Source organism: Andreesenia angusta, from assembly GCF_001855385.1.
Lineage (GTDB): Bacteria > Bacillota > Clostridia > Tissierellales > Gottschalkiaceae > Andreesenia > Andreesenia angusta.
This window is the reverse complement of the sequence record NZ_MKIE01000004.1, coordinates 180,064-196,109: the sequence shown is the minus strand read 5'-3', so window position 1 is coordinate 196,109 and position 16,046 is coordinate 180,064. Positions and strand designations below refer to the sequence as shown.

The following is a 16,046-nucleotide window of genomic DNA, read 5'->3' as shown; positions in this document are numbered from 1 at the left end:
AGAAGATCGGGAGTTACATAAAGTTCTACAACGAGAGCAGATATCAAAAAAGATTAAAGTGCCTGACTCCGATTGAATATCGAAATCAAGCACTATTAACCTAATACCATGATGTTTAATTTAATTACCTGTCTACTTGACAAGGATCAGTTCACATAGCCGGTCTGGCGTTTTGTTTTATATACTATTTTGCAAGTAGCTCGTCGTGAGGCCATTTGCTTTGGCCGTTTTCAAGTATAAAAAGACGGTCAGCCGCTACTCCCTTTTCAGTCAGGTAGTCTATAGTTCTAGTGGCGCCACCAGCACCTCCAGGGCAGACTACAAGTATAGGCTCTGTTCCTGCTTCAAGCTCAGGAAGTACAGCGTCTAGCTTAGCCTTATCTTCGTCGCTCTTTACAGGGTAAGCGTAAGTAGCTACAGCGCCCTCTATGTGGTGTGCGTTGAACTCGTCTTCAACCTGGATATCTAGGATGTACATATCCTCTTTGTTTTCTATTTTTGCCTTAGTTTCATCGGCGGTGTAGTACTGGTATGAAGCTTCAGCCTCTTCCTTTTCTTCAGGCTTCTCTTCAGTTTTTTCTTCAGCTTTATCTTCGGCAGAGTTGCTTTCAGCAGAAGTGCTTTCGCTAGAAGAGCCTTCTTCATTAGAGCTGCATCCTACAAATAGTAGAGAAGAAGCCAGCACAGTTACAGCTAAAAAAGTACTTACAAATCTTTTCATATATAAACCTCCTAAGATTTAAATGTTAAACCATATCTCCACCAAGAATTATACAATAAAACCAAAGACAATCTAAATATAAATAAACTATGATAAATCTACACTCCATAGATAGAAACTATAGTTAAAATGCGTTCTCCCAAGCCGAGAAAACAAGCTCATCGAAACGCTCTTTTTCAACTATGTCGGTGGGTATGTTCAAACTGTATCCATCGGAAGAACAGCAAGGATTTAGATATCCTCGCGTAAGCTCTTCAGGTTCGGAGCAGATATACTCAAAACTGTCCTTGAATATCTCTGGGTTTGTGAGGTATACGGCGGCGACTACATCCCAGTTGTAGAAGCCTTCGACTCCAAAGGCCGGCCCTATAAAGTTAAACCAAGGCAGCGTTTTCTCCTGTATATACTTGAAAACAGGATTGGATGGAGACTTCATAAGCTTTGAGTATGTCTCCTTTCCAAAGAGTGCCTGAAGGCAGATATGCCCGGTTATCACTGTGATGTTTTTTCCATGCTTTAGCACATTGTAGGCGGCAGCCGCATCGACTGAAAAGTTGAGCTCGTTCATCTCTCTTTGATTTATGATCAGAGGCTCCTTTACTCCGCCCATTATGACAATCTCCTTTAGATAGCTGAAAAAGTCGTTGTCAAGGAGATAGGCGCCATATAGATTTGTAAGTGATCCTGTGGCCAAAAGGCTTATCTCTCCGGGGGAGCGCTTCGCACTCTCGAGCAAAAACTTGGAAGCTTCGCTTCTTCTGTCTTCGCCCGCTCCAGCGCCCTTTGCCAAGGGGATCTCTTGGGCAAGGCTGAGCTCTTCAAACATGGCCATGGTGTTGGCTTGAACCACATCTATAGAGCTGTTCCCAAAAGTGGTTGTAACTCCAAGTAGAGACACATCAGCTCTTCCTAGCAGGTAAAGCAGGGCAAGCCCATCGTCCACATCTTTTTCGCACACTCCCATGGTGTTGTCGCAGTCGAATATAACTTTTTTCATAGGAAATCCTCCAGTCTCTGTCGTTTGATATAGATACAGTACAACAAGCTGAAAGAAAAATGAAGAGAGAAGTATAAAAAAAGTTATAGATAAAACAAATATATAAATAAAAATACATAGATAAAACGAATGACAAGCTGATAGATAAGTTAACTAAAGAATAATCAATTATGCTATAATTACTCCTGTTCATAAAAATAGAATATATATAGATGTAATATTATTCAAAAAAACTATACGTGGGAGCAGTGGTTCTATGAAAAAATCCACAGTCTTTAAGGCTGGAACTATAATTGTTATGGTTTTACTTTACTTTACTTTTGAACCAATTCAGCAAAATACAAAGCAGGCACTGTTCATAATGGAGAACTTAGACCAAGGGCTTTTAGAGGGATATATAGATTCATTTGGAAGCTTTTCGACTATAGCTTCATCGCTTCTTATGGTGTTTCAGTCGGTGGTGGCTCAACTGCCAAGGGATATACTTGTGATTGCGAATGCAGAGCTGTTCGGCTTTTCTAAAGGTGTGCTGATCTCTTGGACAGCTTCTCTGGTAGCGGCTTCAGCCTGTTTCTGGATAGCAAGAGCTTACGGCAGAAAAGCATCAGAAAAGTTGATCTCAAGGTTCAAGTTGGAGAGAGTAGGTGGTGTGTTTGAGAAATACGGTAAACACTTGGTGCTTATGGCCAGGCTGATTCCATCTTTGCCTTTTGACCTTGTAAGCTATGCGTCGGGGCTTACATCCATGAGATACAGGTCTTTCCTTATAGGGACGGCCATAGGGCAGCTGCCCATGATACTTATCCACTCATATTTTAAAGAAGCATTCACGGGTAATGCAAAGGTTATCACATCAGGTATACTCTTTGCACTGGCTGCGATTGTTGCTATATTTTTATCCAGGACAATCCTGGAGGAAAAAACTTTAAAAAACTTTCAAAACAAAGGAGATGAAAAGAGTGCGTAAAAACAGACTGTTTTACCTTGTAGCATTGCTAGCTGCAATGACTGTCGTGCTGAGTGCGTGTGGTTCTCAGTCGGCGAAGAAGTCTGGAGAAGCGGCTGAAAAGGTAGATTTTTCAGGCTATGCAAACCCAGACATATTCATAACTCCTCAAGAACTGAGCGAGTTGCTTGAAGATCCAAATGTAATAATATTCGATGACAATAAGCCTGACGCTTATGCAAAAGGACACATACCTGGAGCCATAAACACAGGTTTCCACAGCTTTTCCAAAGTAGAGGGAAAGCCTGGAGATGCGCTTTGGGGAACTACATTGGACAAAGAAGAGCTTACAAAAAAGCTTGAGTCTTATGGAGTTACAAATGATAAAACTATAGTGTTCTACTCTGACGTACTGTCTGGTCCAGGGCCTGACGGAAGAAACGTATGGCAGATGAGAATGGCAGGGCTTGACAATGTGAAGCTTCTATATGGAGGGCTTCAGCAGTGGAAAGACCTAGGATATGAGACTACTAAAGAAGAGACGTCTGCGCCAAAGCCTTCTACAGGGCTAGCGCTTCAGGATTTCGACGAAAGCTATAGAGCTGACAAAGACTATGTCTACGAAAATCTCGGAAAGACTACTATAATAGACGTCAGAACTGAAAAAGAGTTCAAAGGAAGCCAAAATGCAGGAGAAGCCAGAGGAGGGCATATCAAGGGAGCCAAGCACCTGGTTTGGAGCGAACTGCTGAACGAAGATGCAACTCCAAAGTCTCCAGATGAGATAAAAAAGATAATGGCAGAAGTGGGAGTCAAGCCAGAAGATGACTTCGTAGTTTACTGAACGATGGGTATAAGATCGGGGTATGTTTCCTCGATACTCAGAGCCGTGGGCTTTGAAAAAGTTAGAAATTACGAAGCTTCTATATATGAATGGTCTGCAGACAAGAGCATGCCAATGGAGAAGTAGTTTTACAAAAGCAAGTTATGGATAATAGCTTGCTTTTGTTTACATAGCGAAGAAAATCTATGAAAATCATAAAATCGATAGATAAAAGTAAATCGCTTTAAATTGACATTCGAATGAAAACTAAGATAGACTTTAATCATAGTACGCTTAAACAAATAATAAGAAAGAAAAGGAGTTTTGATATGAAAAAGCTAATAGCACTGCTGCTTTCATTTGTCATGGCATTCGGCATGGCGGGATGTGGAAGCGAGACGAAGGAAGCTGAAGAAAAGCCAGCTAATACCCAGGAAAAAAACTGGGATGCTGTACTTGAAGATGCCAGAGGGACAGAGGTCAACTTCTACGGCTGGGGCGGAAGCCAGCTTACAAACGACTGGATAGATGGATACCTTGCAGAGAGCTTAAAGGAAAAATACGATATAACTCTGAACAGGGTGTCTATGGACATAGAGGACATCCTGAACAAGCTTCAAAGCGAAAAGCAGATGGACTCTGAGGGCACTATGGATGTGGTGTGGATAAACGGAGAGAATTTCTACACTGCCAAGACAAATGAGCTGCTCTACGGATCTTTTACAGATAAGCTTCCCAACTTCGAGAAGTATATAGATGCAGAGGACCCTGAGACTAAATTCGACTTTGGATTTCCTATAGAGGGATACGAGGCGCCTTACGGAAAAGCTCAGCTTATAATGATAAAAGACGATGCGAGAATGGAAGGCACTCTTTCAGGACATGAAGAGCTGCTTGAATATGCAAAGCAGAACCCAGGACAGTTCACTTATCCAGCACCGCCAGACTTCACTGGGAGTGCATTTGTGAGAAATATAATATACGATATAGTTGGATATGAGCAGTTTATGGACATGAAGGCAGACAAGGCCACAGTGGAAGCTGCCATAAAGCCGGCAATAGACTATTTAAAAGAGCTGAAACCATATCTGTGGAGAGAGGGAGAGACATACCCTGCAACCATAGCTCAGCTTGACAATATGTTTACAGACAGTCAAGTTACAATGAGCATGAGCTACACTCCGAATATAGTAGCATCCAAGATATCTACAGGGGAGTACCCTGAAACTGCAAATAGCTTTGTATTTGAAAAGGGAACTATAGGTAACACTCACTTTGTGTCTATACCTTTCAACGCTCCAAACAAAGACGGAGCGATGGCTGTAATAGACTATATAATGAGCCCCGAAGCTCAGGCTTCAAAGTATGACCCGGCAAACTGGGGAGACCTTCCTGTAGTCGACTCGGCTAAGATGAGCGACGATGAAAAAGCCCTATTCGACAAGGTGGACATAGGAAAAGGGGTGTTGGCTCAAGACGTGCTCCTAGAGCGCAGAGTCCCTGAGATGCCTGCAAACCTGGTGCCTATAATAGAGGAAATATGGGCAGAGAACCTGCTCTAGAGAGAGTGGTATAAATGAAACTGAAACTTAAAAAAAAGATAAAACCGTATTTGCTGCTATTGCCTGCGCTTGCAGTGCTTCTGGGCATATTTGCGGCTGGACTTATCCTAGGCTTTCTACAGAGCCTGGGATATTCTCCGTTAGAGGGGCGATTCAACCTTACAGCGGAGCACTACGCTAAAGCCCTAAGTGCATCGGGATTCTACAAGTCTTTGCTCTTTAGCTTAAAGACCTCAGCTGTATCTTCGGCGATTGCAGTTGTTTTTGGAGTCATGCTAGCATATATGTTGCTAAAGAGCAGAGACAGACTGAAGGCGGAGCGGATCGCCTACAAACTGCCCGTAGTTGTGCCTCATCTAGTGGCATCGCTGCTGGCCTACAGTGTACTGTCGCAGAGCGGGATACTGGCTAGGCTCGCATATACCATTGGATTTATAGAAGCACAAGAGCAGTTCCCAAGCCTGCTTTTCGACAGAGGCGGTGTAGGGATAATAGCTGCTTATGTCTGGAAAGGAGCGCCCTACATAGCCATGGTGACATACTCTGTGCTCAGGGGCATAAACGAAAACCTTGTAGATGCAGCCAGAAACCTTGGGGCTACAGACAGGCAGATCTTAAGCAATATACTTCTTCCCATATCCACCCCTACGATATTCTCTTCTTTTATAATAATATTTGCATTTTCATTTGGAGCTTTTGAAATACCGTATCTGCTGGGGCCTACAAGCCCTAGGGCAATCCCGGTCGAGGCCTATGTGCAGTACATAAATCCCGACTGGAGCAACAGGCCCTATGCCATGGCGATAAGTATGATATCGGCAGCTATGTCTTTTGTCATGCTGATGGCGTACCAGAAATTGTTCGAAAAAATCAGAAAGTATGGCAGGTGATTAGATGAGAAAAAATACTGCATGGAGTGGAGTTTGGGCGAAGCTGACTGTACTCGCCTTTATAGCCCCACTAGCTACAGTTGTGCTTTGGAGCGTCGCAAAGAGCTGGCCATGGCCTGAGCTGCTTCCAACAGAGTACAGTACAAGGGGGCTTTCCCATGTCTTCAGACCAAGTAGCGGGGCTGTAAAAAGCCTTGTGACCAGCTTCAAGCTGTCCGCTGTGGTGACATTCCTTTCGCTTGTGGCAAGCGTACTTGCAGGAAAATCACTCGGGATATATGAGTTCAGAGGGAAGCGTGTGGTGAAGCTGCTCTCGATAGCGCCGATAATAGTGCCGTCTATGGCGGTGGCCATGGGTATACACAGCGTATTTATAAAGCTGGGGCTTTCAAACACCTTTGCGGGGGTTGTTCTGGTGCATATGATAACTACAATTCCATACGGTATACGGATATTCACAGATATATTCGAGATCACAGGAGAGCGGCTAGAGGATCAAGCCAGAGTACTTGGGGCTGGACCGTTCAAAGCCTTTATATACATAACACTGCCTGTCATATCTCCAGGGATTGCATCGGCTGGAAGCCTTATGTTCATAGTCTCCTTCAGCCAGTACTTTTTGACGTTTCTGATAGGAGGAGGGAATCTGGTGACTTACCCTATGATGATGGTACCCTATATACAGAGTGGAGACAGGTCCATGGCTTCGGCTTACAGCCTTGTGTTTGTAGTTGTAACACTTGTGATTCTCTTTGCCATAGAAAAAGGTGTAAAATTATACTATGGAGACAAGGACAAATTCTATTTTTAGTTTGGAGGGAGCAGATGTCAAGGATAGAGCTAGTAGGAGCTAGAAAGAAGTTCGAAAGAGAAGAGGTGCTCAGGTCGCTAGACCTCACTGTGGAAAACGGAGAGCTTGTATCACTGCTGGGGCCTTCAGGCTGTGGAAAGACCACCACGCTCAAGCTTATATCAGGGCTGCTGAGTTTGGATGGCGGGGATATAAAGTTCGACGGGGAGTCGGTATTAGACGTCGCCGCCGAAAAGAGAGGAGCTGTAATCGTATTTCAGGACCACCTCCTCTTTCCGCATATGACTGTAGAGAAGAACGTGGACTTTGGACTCAAGATGATGAAGAAAGACAGAGCGTACAGGGCCAGAAAAGTGGACGAGACGCTCAAATTGGTGAGGCTGGATGGATTCGGGAAGAAATATCCAAGTGAGCTTTCAGGAGGCCAGAAGCAGAGGGTGGCCATAGCCAGGGCGCTTGCAGTTGAGCCTAAGGTGCTGCTTCTAGACGAGCCTTTTTCGAACTTGGACACAGGGCTTAAGGAGAATATGAGGGCGCTGATATCAGAGCTACAGAAAGAGCTAAAGATAACAACGGTGCTTGTGACACATGACAAGGAAGATGCCATGACCATGTCGGACAGAATAGCCATCATGATGGGTGGAGAACTGCTTCAATTCGGAACGCCTGTGGAGCTTTACGAAAGGCCGAATTCGCCTGAGGTAGCAAGCTTTTTCGGGGACGCAAGCTATATAGAGGGTGATTCCTCAGACGGAATAGTAGCCACAGCTTTCGGGGAGTTTAAGCTGGACTGTGTAGACGGATATGCAAAGCTTATGGTCAGGCCGGAAGACGTCAAGATTTCACAGGCAAAGGCTGGAGCAGCAAGCGGGACTATCGCAAGCAGACGGTATGCTGGCGACAGAATCCACTACACTGTACGCTCAGGCGGAATAGAGCTTAAGTGCACGGCAGAAAAGACTGAAGTCTTTGAACTGGGAGAGGAAGTTTCAGTTGAATTAAAGAGAGAGAGGATAGTTTGTATGAGTGGTGAGTCAAGATGATATCTATAATTGTGCCGGTGCTGAACGAGGAGAGCACTATTTCAAAGCTGCTAGAACAGTTAAACAGACTTAGAGGCGACAAGGAGATAATAGTTGTGGACGGGGGAAGCTCCGACAGAACTGTGGAAATAGCCGGCAATATGGCTGTTGTTGTCGAAAGCGAAAGAGGCAGGGCGAACCAGATGAACGCCGGTGCAAGCATGGCCAAGGGCGATATACTCTGGTTTGTGCACTCGGACAGCATAGTGGACGAGAATTCAATAAGCGCAATTGAAGTCGCCATATCTGAAGGCTATATCGGAGGAGGCTTTTCTATATACTTCTACGACTACACTGATGCTGTAATTCGGTTTATAACCTGGACTTCAAACTGGAGGGCCAAGCACTCCGGCATGTACTACGGAGACCAGTCGCTCTTCTTGAGAAGAGATCTATTCGAGTCCATAGGCGGATATCCAAAGCTTGCGCTTATGGAGGACTTCGAGATAAGCTTAAGGCTCAGAAAGGCCGGAAAGATGAAGCTGCTGCCGGAGCGGATAGGAAGCTCGGCCAGGAGGTTCAAGTCTGGCGGATCGCTCAGGACGCTTCTCTTTATGCACAAGATCAAGATACTCTACGTGCTGGGGAAGGACACAGAGGAACTCAATAAGATGTATAGGGAGTGCAGATGATGAAAGCTATTATACTTATGACCAGAGTGCCGATACCTGGAAAGACAAAGACGAGACTTATGGAGGTGCTTTCTCCGGAGGAATGCGCTGAGATACACAGCTGTTTCCTCAGAGATATATTCGGAGTTATGGGGAAGCTTGAGCCGGAGATAGATGTATACGTGTCCTACACCCCAGAGGACGAATTCAGAATACTGTCAGAGCTGCTGCCGGAGGATGTCAAGGCGTTCCCACAGCATGGAGAAACGCTTGGTGATCGGATGAAGCACGCTTTTGAAGCTGTGTTCAAAATGGGCTACGATGAAGTGGTGCTTATGGGAAGCGATGTCCCGGAAATAGACCTGGAGTGCTTGGAAGAGTCGTTTGTTCAGCTAGAGTCAAACGACATGTGCGTAGGCCCTACGTTGGACGGAGGCTACTACCTCATTGGCATGAAGGAAGTGCAGAGCGAGATATTTTCAGAGGACATGAAATGGGGCTGCAACACCGTCTTGGAGGGCACATTTAGGCAGATAAACAGCCAAGGCCTTTCGGTCGGGCTGGTGACTAAGCAGCGGGACATAGACACTGGGGACGATTTTGAGTACTTGATGAACAAGCTAGGAGCTTTTGAAGAATCCGGAACAGCTCCCCGAAACACTATAGACTTTCTAAGAAAGTACAGAGAGGGTGGAAGCGCCGATGAAAAATGGGCTAGAGAGTAGGATAAAAAGCTATATAGAAGCTAAAAACCTCGCTGAGAAATTGGGACTTGAGAGGGATTTCAAAATCCGATTTTTGGCGCAAGGCGAGTACAATATAAATTACCTAGTTGAGGACAGGGCGAAGAAGCTAGTCTTCAGAGCAAACACGGCTAGCCAGCTCGGGCTTGAGAACCAGATAGAGTATGAGTACAATGCGCTTAAGGCGCTTGAATTGAGCGGGGTTACACCGAGGGCGCACTATGTGGACGGAAAAAAAGACGTCTTGGACTATGGCGTCCTTGTGATGGAGTTCTTAGAAGGGGTTCCGCTAGACTACAGCAAAGACCTGAGAACTGCTGCCACGATTTTCGGGAAGATCCACTCGCTAGATACGGAGGGGCTCGATGAGACTTTCATAGTAGAGAGCGACATACTGAGCTCCAGGGTTAGAGAAGCCAGAATGTGGCTAGGTGATTACATGGACAGCCCCAAGGTGGATGTAAAGCTAAAGAGCTTCTTTCAGAACTTTCTGGATTGGGCAGAGGCGAATTCGCATAAAGAAACTTATTTCAAGCAGGACAAATGGCATGTAGTGAACAACACAGAGGTCAACTCCCACAACTTCATAATAGGGGAGGAGAGAAGCTACCTTATAGACTGGGAGAAGCCGGTTATAAGCGACCCCTGCCAGGATATAACGCAGTTTATAGCTGAGACGACTACAAGCTGGAAGGGAAGCTATGTGCTGAGCAGAGATGAAAAAAAGGATTTCTTCAAGCACTACGCAAAAAACTTAAGTGCAGGTGACAGGGGAATAGAGGAGAGAGTGCAGATATATGCACCATACCTGTATCTCAGGGCGCTTTCCTGGTGCGCCTATGCATGGCTGGAATACCAGAACCCCGACAAGGAGATAGTAAATATGGACACATTTATGAAGATAGAGCAGTATCTCGACGTGGACTTTATGGAGAAGCTGATATCTCCACTCAAATAGTATTTGTAAAAATTCAGTAAAATTCATAAATATCTTATAGTAGGGCCCGTTCGCTTGGCTTTGTATGATATAATATTGCTTAAGAATCGAGACGTATGAAGTCAAAGGAGACAGTGAAAATATATGATAAACAATTCGCCACATGGGGACTTCGAGCAAAGCAAAGACTTTGTGGAGGACTTTGAACTTTTGAATATGAAAAACACACTATCGCCTAAATCGGAAGCTTTCAAGGTGATAGCTGTCTATGTGGCAGTGGGATTTCTCTGGGTTCTGCTGTCAGACAATATAATAAGAAGCCTTGTGGAGAATCCAGACTATAGAAGCAAGATAGAGGTTTATAAAGGCTGGGCATACGTGATGATAACTGGGGCGGTTTTCTACGGAATAATCCTCAGAAGACTCTGCATGTTCCAAGAGGTCACGAACATGGCTATAGGAAGCTACAACGAGCTGGGTTCGGCTTACGAAGAGCTTGTGGCTATGGAAAGCGAGATAAGCGATCAGTACGACAGAATAGCTATGCAGAAAGAAGAGCTGGACAGGCTGAATAGAAAGCATCAGCTTATAATCCAAGGTGTCAACGACGGCATATGGGAGTGGGATCTTGAGACTGGAAGATATCTTTTTTCAGACAAGGACAAGCAGATACTTGGATACGAGGGCAATTCCCTGGACTTAAACTATGAAGACTGGAAGCGATTTATACATCCAGACGACATAAATGGGTTTGAAAATACCTTAGAGAAGTATAGAGAGTCTGCAGAAGGACTATATGAAAATACATATAGAATAGTGAGTCTCAGCGGCGATATAAGATGGGTGCTGAGCAGGGGAAAAGGCGAATGGGATGAAAACGGAAGGCTGACTAGAATAGCAGGCTCCCATACAGACATAACTGAGAGAGTGGCTTTAGAAGAAAGGCTGAGAAGCGAAAAAGACTTCTCGGAAAACATAATAAAAGAGTCACCTGTGCTCATAATGATACTGGACAATGATTTAAAAGTGAAGCGGATGAACCCCATAGCAGAAAAGATGACCGGGTATTTTGAAAAAGATGCACTTGGCAAAAGCGCAATAGACTTGTTTATAAGTGAGTCTAGAAAAAAAGAAATGTCTGAAAAGATAATGGGTATTGTAAATGGAAGAAGCGGAATCAACAAAGAGTTCTCGATTCTTGGAAAGAATGGGATTGAGTTTTCAGCTCTTTGGAACGCAAACCAGGTTCACGGGGCGGATGGATCTGTCGAGGGGTATATATTTATAGGAGTGGACATAAGCGAGAGAAGGGCTCTTGAAAAGAAGCTAAACAGACTTGCCTACTATGACCCACTCACAGATCTTCCGAACAGGGTGCTTCTTGAGAAACACTTTAGTAAGATGCTTGGTGAAGCAGACTCCAATGGCAAGAAGATAGCTTTTATATACATGGATATAGACAATTTCAAGAATATAAATGACACCATGGGACACACCATGGGAGATACTTTTATAGCGAGTATAGCAGATATCCTTTCAGACATAGTCAAGCTTCCAAATATGGTGGGCAGACTTAGCGGAGACGAGTTTGCTATGCTTATATTCGACGTGGAAAGTGAAAGCGACATAAAGCAATATACAGATGAGATACTTTCAAGGTTCAAGCAGTCTTGGATTCTTGACAATCAGGAGTTCTTTCTTTCCACCAGCATGGGAGTGGCCATGTACCCAGAGCATGGCAGAAGCATAGAGACATTGCTTCAAAACTCCGATACGGCTATGTTCCATGTAAAGGAGAATGGGAAAGACGGTGTGGCCATATATAGGCCCGACATGAGAGACAAGACGTGGAAGCATATATTTATGAGCAACCACTTGAGAAATGCCATATGCAACAGAGAGCTTTTTATGGTATACCAGCCTCAGGTTGACTTGCAAACAGGAGAATTGGTCGGCGTTGAGGGACTTATAAGATGGATACATCCTGAGAGAGGATTTATATCTCCAGGAGAGTTCATACCTTTTGCAGAGCAGAACGGATATATAAAAGAAATAACAGACTGGACAATAGAGGTCGCTTGCAAGCAGATAGATTTATGGAAAAAGAAAGGGTACGATGGGTTCAAGGTGTCTATAAACCTTTCAAGTAAGCTTATAAACCAGCCAGGAATGATGGAGTTTATAAAAGAGAAGATAGATGAGTACGACGTAGACCCCATGAACTTCTGCTTGGAGATAACTGAAACTGCCATAATAGACAGTTTAGAGAGGTCGATAGAGACGCTTAACGAGTTCAGAAAGATAGGCGTTTCAGTTGCTCTAGACGACTTTGGAACGGGGTATTCCTCGCTTACATACCTTCACAAGCTTCCAATAGACGTGCTCAAAGTAGACAGGGAGTTCCTTGTAGACATAGTCGATGCAAACCATGAATCCTATATATTTGAGAGCATAATGGGTCTTGCCCACAATATGGGGCTTCAGGTTATAGCTGAAGGCATAGAGACCGAGGGACAGGCTAATTTCCTGAGAAAGGCAAGTTGCGACTTAGCCCAAGGGTACTATTTCAGCAAGCCTATCTCCGTGAAGGAGCTTGAAGAACTGCTGGAGAATCGCATAAAAGTTGGATAGACTGGATGTGAGACGATGAAAATACAGAGAAGATATGCCAGCCTTCTATCGGGCTTTCTCATATCGCTCTCGCTTTCACTTTCGATATCGCTTGTGATAACCATGATGAATATGACTCCATGGGACGTATTTTTAAGCACTTGGCTGAAGTCGTCGCTAAGGGGGCTTTCTATAGGGTATCCGCTTGGCAGGATATTTGTGCCGGTGATGATAAACCTAGTGGAGAAGATGGTGGAAGACGATTAAAAAACTCAGGGAAAATTCCCTGAGTTTTTTTACATACTTAAAATTCCTATTGAGCTTAGGAATATAAATATCAGCAGCAGCGGAGTCACAAACTTCACTAGAAAACCATAGGCCTTAAGGTAGGCTTGGTTTTTCACTGTGCCGCCATTTGAGAGTTCATCGAACAGCAGAACTTTCTTCACAAACCATCCAACGAATACTACAGTCAGAAGTCCTCCAACCGGCATAAATATATTGGACGCCAAAAAGTCGTAGAGGTCGAAGAAGCTCTTTCCGAAAAGCTGTATATGCCCTAGAAGGCTTGAAGGATGGACAGTAAGAGCTCCTATAGCAGAGACTATCCCGGCCACTATCAGAACCGAAAGCCCCTTGTTAAGCTTGAATTTTTCGTTCAATATCGAAACTGGAACAGCCATCATCGAAGTCATGGCCGTAGTAGCCGCTATCGAAGCCAAGAGGAAAAAAGCCACAATGAGCACGTTTCCAAACGGTATTCTGGAAAAGACAAGCGGTATGGTGTTAAACAGAAGTCCAGGGCCTTCGCCTGGCTCGAGTCCAAATGTAAAGACAACAGGGAATATGGCCAGACCTGCAAGCATTGAAACAGCTATGTCAGATATAGCGACCTTTGCAGATGTGGCAGACATATTGTTGTCTTTTGTGAAGTAGCTGCCATAGGTTATCATAGTTCCCATGCCTAAAGACAACTTAAAGAAAGCAAGCCCAAGTGCAGCCAAGAGCACTCCTGGCGTTATGGCTGAGAAGTCGGCTGTGAATAGGAAGTCTATCCCCTCCCTGGCACCTTCCAGTGTGAGCGACCTTGCAGCACACAGGACTATCAGCACTAGAAGCACAGGCATAAGCGTCTTTGTGACTTTCTCTATTCCGTTCTTTACTCCTGCAAATATTATAAGTGCAACTACCCCTGTGAAGGCAATTTGCCACAGTATAGGGGCCACAGGGCTCGAGACTACATTTCCAAACTCCGAAGACACGAAAAGGCTGGCGTCTTCTATGGACATAGAGCCTACAGACTTGAAGTCCATGCTAAGGGCTTTGAAAGTGTACCTGTAAACCCATCCACCTACAGTCGAGTAGAAGAGCATTACGAAAAAGCTGGTAATTCCCCCTAAGTAGCCTACGAACTTCCAAGAACTTCCGGGCTTTAGCTTTTCAAAAGCGTCTACAGCGTTTGAGCGAGTCTTTCTGCCTATGAAGAACTCCGATATGGCCACAGGCATACCAACTAGAAATACACATACAAGGTAGATCAAAATAAAAGCTCCACCCCCGTTTTCGCCGACCATGTAGGGGAACTTCCATATATTCCCTAGCCCCACTGCCGAACTGAGAGTGGCAAAAAATACTGCAAGGCCGGAAGAAAAGGTTTCTCGCTTATCAGCCTCTCGATTTAAATTAGACATAAGGTTACCTCCCTAAAATAGACTTAAAATAAAAAATGCTTTCACACCTGATAAGTCAGAAACAGATATGAAAGCATTAGAATCCCAAACTCAAAAAGCAAGTTCCGCAAACACAATTCTATATACTGACAAGCTCTATGTCAAATTAAAAAAATGTCATTTTTTCAGAGCTACTTCCATAGTTTTCTGATCCACCTGAGCTTGTTTCCATAGGGCGGAGAAGCTATGCTTATGCCGAACTTGCCCTTTCTCTTCACAATCCCCTTTTTGTAGGTGAAAGTCTCGAAATTGTGGACCCCGTGATACCGTCCTGTACCAGACTGGCCTACTCCGCCGAAAGGCAAATGCTTTGAAGCCACGTGCAGGATAGTGTCGTTTACGCAGCCTCCACCGAACTGAAACTTGGAGATAATTCGTTCGCTCAGCTTGTCGTCGGATGTGAACAGGTAGAGTGAAAGCGGCTTTGGATTCTTGGATATGGCATGTTCGATGTCGCAAAAGTCGTCATAAAGCACTATTGGAAGTATAGGGCCGAATATCTCCTCCTGCATGGAGCTGTCGTCTAGGGATGCGTCCCATATCAGCGTGGGCTCTATGAAATTGGAGACCATGTCGAAAGAACCACCAAATGCAATCTTTTCACTGTCAGCTTGGAGAATAGACGATAGCCTCTCCATATGGCGCCTGTTTATTATTCGTCCGTAGTCCTCGCTCAAGGCTGCATTTTCTCCGTAAAACCTGACAATGGCCGACTTCAGCTCTATGAGTAGCTCGGAAGCCACTGTCCTGTCTGCAAGCACATAGTCGGGAGCTACACATGTCTGACCTGAATTCAAGAGCTTGCCCCAGATGATTCTGTCTGCGGCCAGCTTTAAATCGGCCGTCTTGTCAACTATGGCTGGAGATTTGCCTCCAAGCTCAAGTGTAACTGGCGTCAGATGTTTGCTGGCTTTTTCCATGACTATCTTTCCCACGTTCACGCTTCCGGTGAAGAAGATATAGTCGAATTCAAGGTCCAGCAGAGCGCTGTTCACCTTGTAATCACCCTTGACCACAGCTATATAACTTTCATCAAACGACGAAGATATTATCTTTTCAATTACAGACTCAGTTTTTGCAGCGTACTCTGAAGGCTTAAGCACCGCAGTATTGCCTCCCGAGATAGCTCCCACCAGAGGTTCGATAGTCAGTTGAAAGGGGTAGTTGTAAGAGCCTATTATAAGCACAGACCCGTAGTGGGAAGGGTAGACCATGGACTTGCCCAGAAACTGGGCCAAATCGTTTCTGACTTTCTTGGGCTTCATCCACTTCTTCAAATTCTTTATGGCATAGTTTATACTGTCGTATACAAATCCGACTTCGCTTAAATAGGATTCAAATATGTGTTTGCCGAGATCGTGCTCTAGTGCCGAGATCAGCTCAGACTCGTGTTCGACTATGGCTGACTTGAGCTTCTTTAGAGCTGATATCCTGGAGTTAAGGTCCAGAAACTCAGCATCTCTCATATATCGCTTTTGGGACTCAAGCAAATCCGTATATTGATTCATAAAATCACCTCCACTATATCTTACAACAAATTGAAGCGACAGAGTTAGCTGGTTTGAATTAAATCTGGGTATAAA

17 protein-coding genes are annotated in these 16,046 nt (G+C 44.6%); 13 read left to right on the top strand and 4 right to left on the bottom strand.

The features are described from left to right. The first annotated feature begins 5 nt into the window (after positions 1–5). Positions 6–104 (top strand): IS3 family transposase, encoded by a 99-nt coding sequence (locus EUAN_RS13065; protein ID WP_084655883.1) that lies wholly within the window; start codon positions 6–8, stop codon positions 102–104. 80 nt (positions 105–184) lie between these two features. On the opposite strand, the gene EUAN_RS06990 is transcribed toward EUAN_RS13065, so the two are convergent. Both EUAN_RS06990 and EUAN_RS06985 read right to left on the bottom strand, forming a co-directional pair. Next, entirely contained in the window at positions 185–721 is a 537-nt protein-coding gene (locus EUAN_RS06990) for a rhodanese-like domain-containing protein (RefSeq protein ID WP_071063089.1), read from the bottom strand. Between the two features lie 124 nt (positions 722–845). Then, positions 846–1,718: a nucleoside hydrolase gene (locus EUAN_RS06985; RefSeq protein ID WP_071063087.1), complete on the bottom strand. Its 873-nt coding sequence runs from the start codon at positions 1,716–1,718 to the stop codon at positions 846–848. 256 nt (positions 1,719–1,974) lie between these two features. Here EUAN_RS06985 and EUAN_RS06980 point away from each other — a divergent pair, with 256 nt between their 5' ends. The 12 genes from EUAN_RS06980 to EUAN_RS06930 all read left to right on the top strand — a co-directional run bounded on the left by EUAN_RS06980 (position 1,975) and on the right by EUAN_RS06930 (position 13,000). Beyond that, positions 1,975–2,685, top strand: coding sequence for a TVP38/TMEM64 family protein (locus tag EUAN_RS06980; protein ID WP_071063085.1), 711 nt, complete (start codon positions 1,975–1,977; stop codon positions 2,683–2,685). Continuing rightward, positions 2,678–3,508: a sulfurtransferase gene (locus EUAN_RS06975; protein ID WP_169817360.1), complete on the top strand. Its 831-nt coding sequence runs from the start codon at positions 2,678–2,680 to the stop codon at positions 3,506–3,508. Before EUAN_RS06980 ends, EUAN_RS06975 begins: the two co-directional genes overlap by 8 nt. Before the next feature lie 3 nt (positions 3,509–3,511). Then, positions 3,512–3,634 carry a rhodanese-like domain-containing protein gene (locus EUAN_RS12875; RefSeq protein ID WP_245674461.1) on the top strand — a complete coding sequence of 41 codons (123 nt, stop codon included), beginning with the start codon at positions 3,512–3,514 and terminating at the stop codon, positions 3,632–3,634. Between the two features lie 182 nt (positions 3,635–3,816). Continuing rightward, positions 3,817–5,049 carry an ABC transporter substrate-binding protein gene (locus tag EUAN_RS06970; protein ID WP_071063081.1) on the top strand — a complete coding sequence of 411 codons (1,233 nt, stop codon included), beginning with the start codon at positions 3,817–3,819 and terminating at the stop codon, positions 5,047–5,049. Between the two features lie 14 nt (positions 5,050–5,063). Then, the gene (locus EUAN_RS06965; protein WP_071063079.1) at positions 5,064–5,939 is read left to right on the top strand and encodes an ABC transporter permease; all 876 of its coding nucleotides are present in this window, start codon (positions 5,064–5,066) and stop codon (positions 5,937–5,939) included. A 4-nt stretch (positions 5,940–5,943) separates the two neighbouring features. Next, the gene (locus EUAN_RS06960) at positions 5,944–6,750 is read left to right on the top strand and encodes an ABC transporter permease (RefSeq protein ID WP_071063077.1); all 807 of its coding nucleotides are present in this window, start codon (positions 5,944–5,946) and stop codon (positions 6,748–6,750) included. 14 nt (positions 6,751–6,764) lie between these two features. Then, positions 6,765–7,793, top strand: a complete 1,029-nt coding sequence (locus EUAN_RS06955) for an ABC transporter ATP-binding protein (protein WP_071063075.1) — start codon at positions 6,765–6,767, stop codon at positions 7,791–7,793. Next, complete coding sequence (locus EUAN_RS06950) at positions 7,790–8,464, top strand: TIGR04283 family arsenosugar biosynthesis glycosyltransferase (protein WP_071063073.1); 675 nt, start codon at positions 7,790–7,792, stop codon at positions 8,462–8,464. Before EUAN_RS06955 ends, EUAN_RS06950 begins: the two co-directional genes overlap by 4 nt. Next, positions 8,464–9,168 carry a TIGR04282 family arsenosugar biosynthesis glycosyltransferase gene (locus EUAN_RS06945; protein WP_071063071.1) on the top strand — a complete coding sequence of 235 codons (705 nt, stop codon included), beginning with the start codon at positions 8,464–8,466 and terminating at the stop codon, positions 9,166–9,168. The genes EUAN_RS06950 and EUAN_RS06945 overlap by 1 nt, the downstream gene beginning before the upstream one ends. After that, a complete protein-coding gene (locus tag EUAN_RS06940) occupies positions 9,146–10,144 on the top strand; it encodes a phosphotransferase (protein WP_071063069.1) in 999 nt (332 codons plus the stop codon). The genes EUAN_RS06945 and EUAN_RS06940 overlap by 23 nt, the downstream gene beginning before the upstream one ends. Before the next feature lie 123 nt (positions 10,145–10,267). Next, a complete protein-coding gene (locus tag EUAN_RS06935) occupies positions 10,268–12,754 on the top strand; it encodes a sensor domain-containing protein (protein WP_071063067.1) in 2,487 nt (828 codons plus the stop codon). Between the two features lie 15 nt (positions 12,755–12,769). Further along, complete coding sequence (locus EUAN_RS06930) at positions 12,770–13,000, top strand: DUF2798 domain-containing protein (protein ID WP_071063065.1); 231 nt, start codon at positions 12,770–12,772, stop codon at positions 12,998–13,000. A 29-nt stretch (positions 13,001–13,029) separates the two neighbouring features. Here the strand turns inward: EUAN_RS06930 and EUAN_RS06925 are convergent, their stop codons facing one another. Continuing rightward, on the bottom strand, positions 13,030–14,424 hold the full coding sequence (locus tag EUAN_RS06925) for a sodium-dependent transporter (protein WP_071063063.1): 1,395 nt from the start codon (positions 14,422–14,424) through the stop codon (positions 13,030–13,032). Positions 14,425–14,594: 170 nt separating this feature from the next. Next, positions 14,595–15,971, bottom strand: coding sequence for an aldehyde dehydrogenase (locus tag EUAN_RS06920; protein ID WP_071063062.1), 1,377 nt, complete (start codon positions 15,969–15,971; stop codon positions 14,595–14,597). Positions 15,972–16,046: the final 75 nt, after the last annotated feature.

Coding starts and splice junctions, on each gene's coding strand:
- EUAN_RS06945 (WP_071063071.1), top strand. CDS start 8,464: ATGAAAGCTATTATACTTATGACCAGAGTGCCGATACCTGGAAAGACA.
- EUAN_RS06955 (WP_071063075.1), top strand. CDS start 6,765: ATGTCAAGGATAGAGCTAGTAGGAGCTAGAAAGAAGTTCGAAAGAGAA.
- EUAN_RS06990 (WP_071063089.1), bottom strand. CDS start 721: ATGAAAAGATTTGTAAGTACTTTTTTAGCTGTAACTGTGCTGGCTTCT.
- EUAN_RS06935 (WP_071063067.1), top strand. CDS start 10,268: ATGATAAACAATTCGCCACATGGGGACTTCGAGCAAAGCAAAGACTTT.
- EUAN_RS06965 (WP_071063079.1), top strand. CDS start 5,064: ATGAAACTGAAACTTAAAAAAAAGATAAAACCGTATTTGCTGCTATTG.
- EUAN_RS06950 (WP_071063073.1), top strand. CDS start 7,790: ATGATATCTATAATTGTGCCGGTGCTGAACGAGGAGAGCACTATTTCA.
- EUAN_RS06970 (WP_071063081.1), top strand. CDS start 3,817: ATGAAAAAGCTAATAGCACTGCTGCTTTCATTTGTCATGGCATTCGGC.
- EUAN_RS06960 (WP_071063077.1), top strand. CDS start 5,944: ATGAGAAAAAATACTGCATGGAGTGGAGTTTGGGCGAAGCTGACTGTA.
- EUAN_RS06980 (WP_071063085.1), top strand. CDS start 1,975: ATGAAAAAATCCACAGTCTTTAAGGCTGGAACTATAATTGTTATGGTT.
- EUAN_RS06920 (WP_071063062.1), bottom strand. CDS start 15,971: ATGAATCAATATACGGATTTGCTTGAGTCCCAAAAGCGATATATGAGA.
- EUAN_RS06925 (WP_071063063.1), bottom strand. CDS start 14,424: ATGTCTAATTTAAATCGAGAGGCTGATAAGCGAGAAACCTTTTCTTCC.
- EUAN_RS12875 (WP_245674461.1), top strand. CDS start 3,512: ATGGGTATAAGATCGGGGTATGTTTCCTCGATACTCAGAGCCGTGGGC.
- EUAN_RS06940 (WP_071063069.1), top strand. CDS start 9,146: ATGAAAAATGGGCTAGAGAGTAGGATAAAAAGCTATATAGAAGCTAAA.
- EUAN_RS06985 (WP_071063087.1), bottom strand. CDS start 1,718: ATGAAAAAAGTTATATTCGACTGCGACAACACCATGGGAGTGTGCGAA.
- EUAN_RS06930 (WP_071063065.1), top strand. CDS start 12,770: ATGAAAATACAGAGAAGATATGCCAGCCTTCTATCGGGCTTTCTCATA.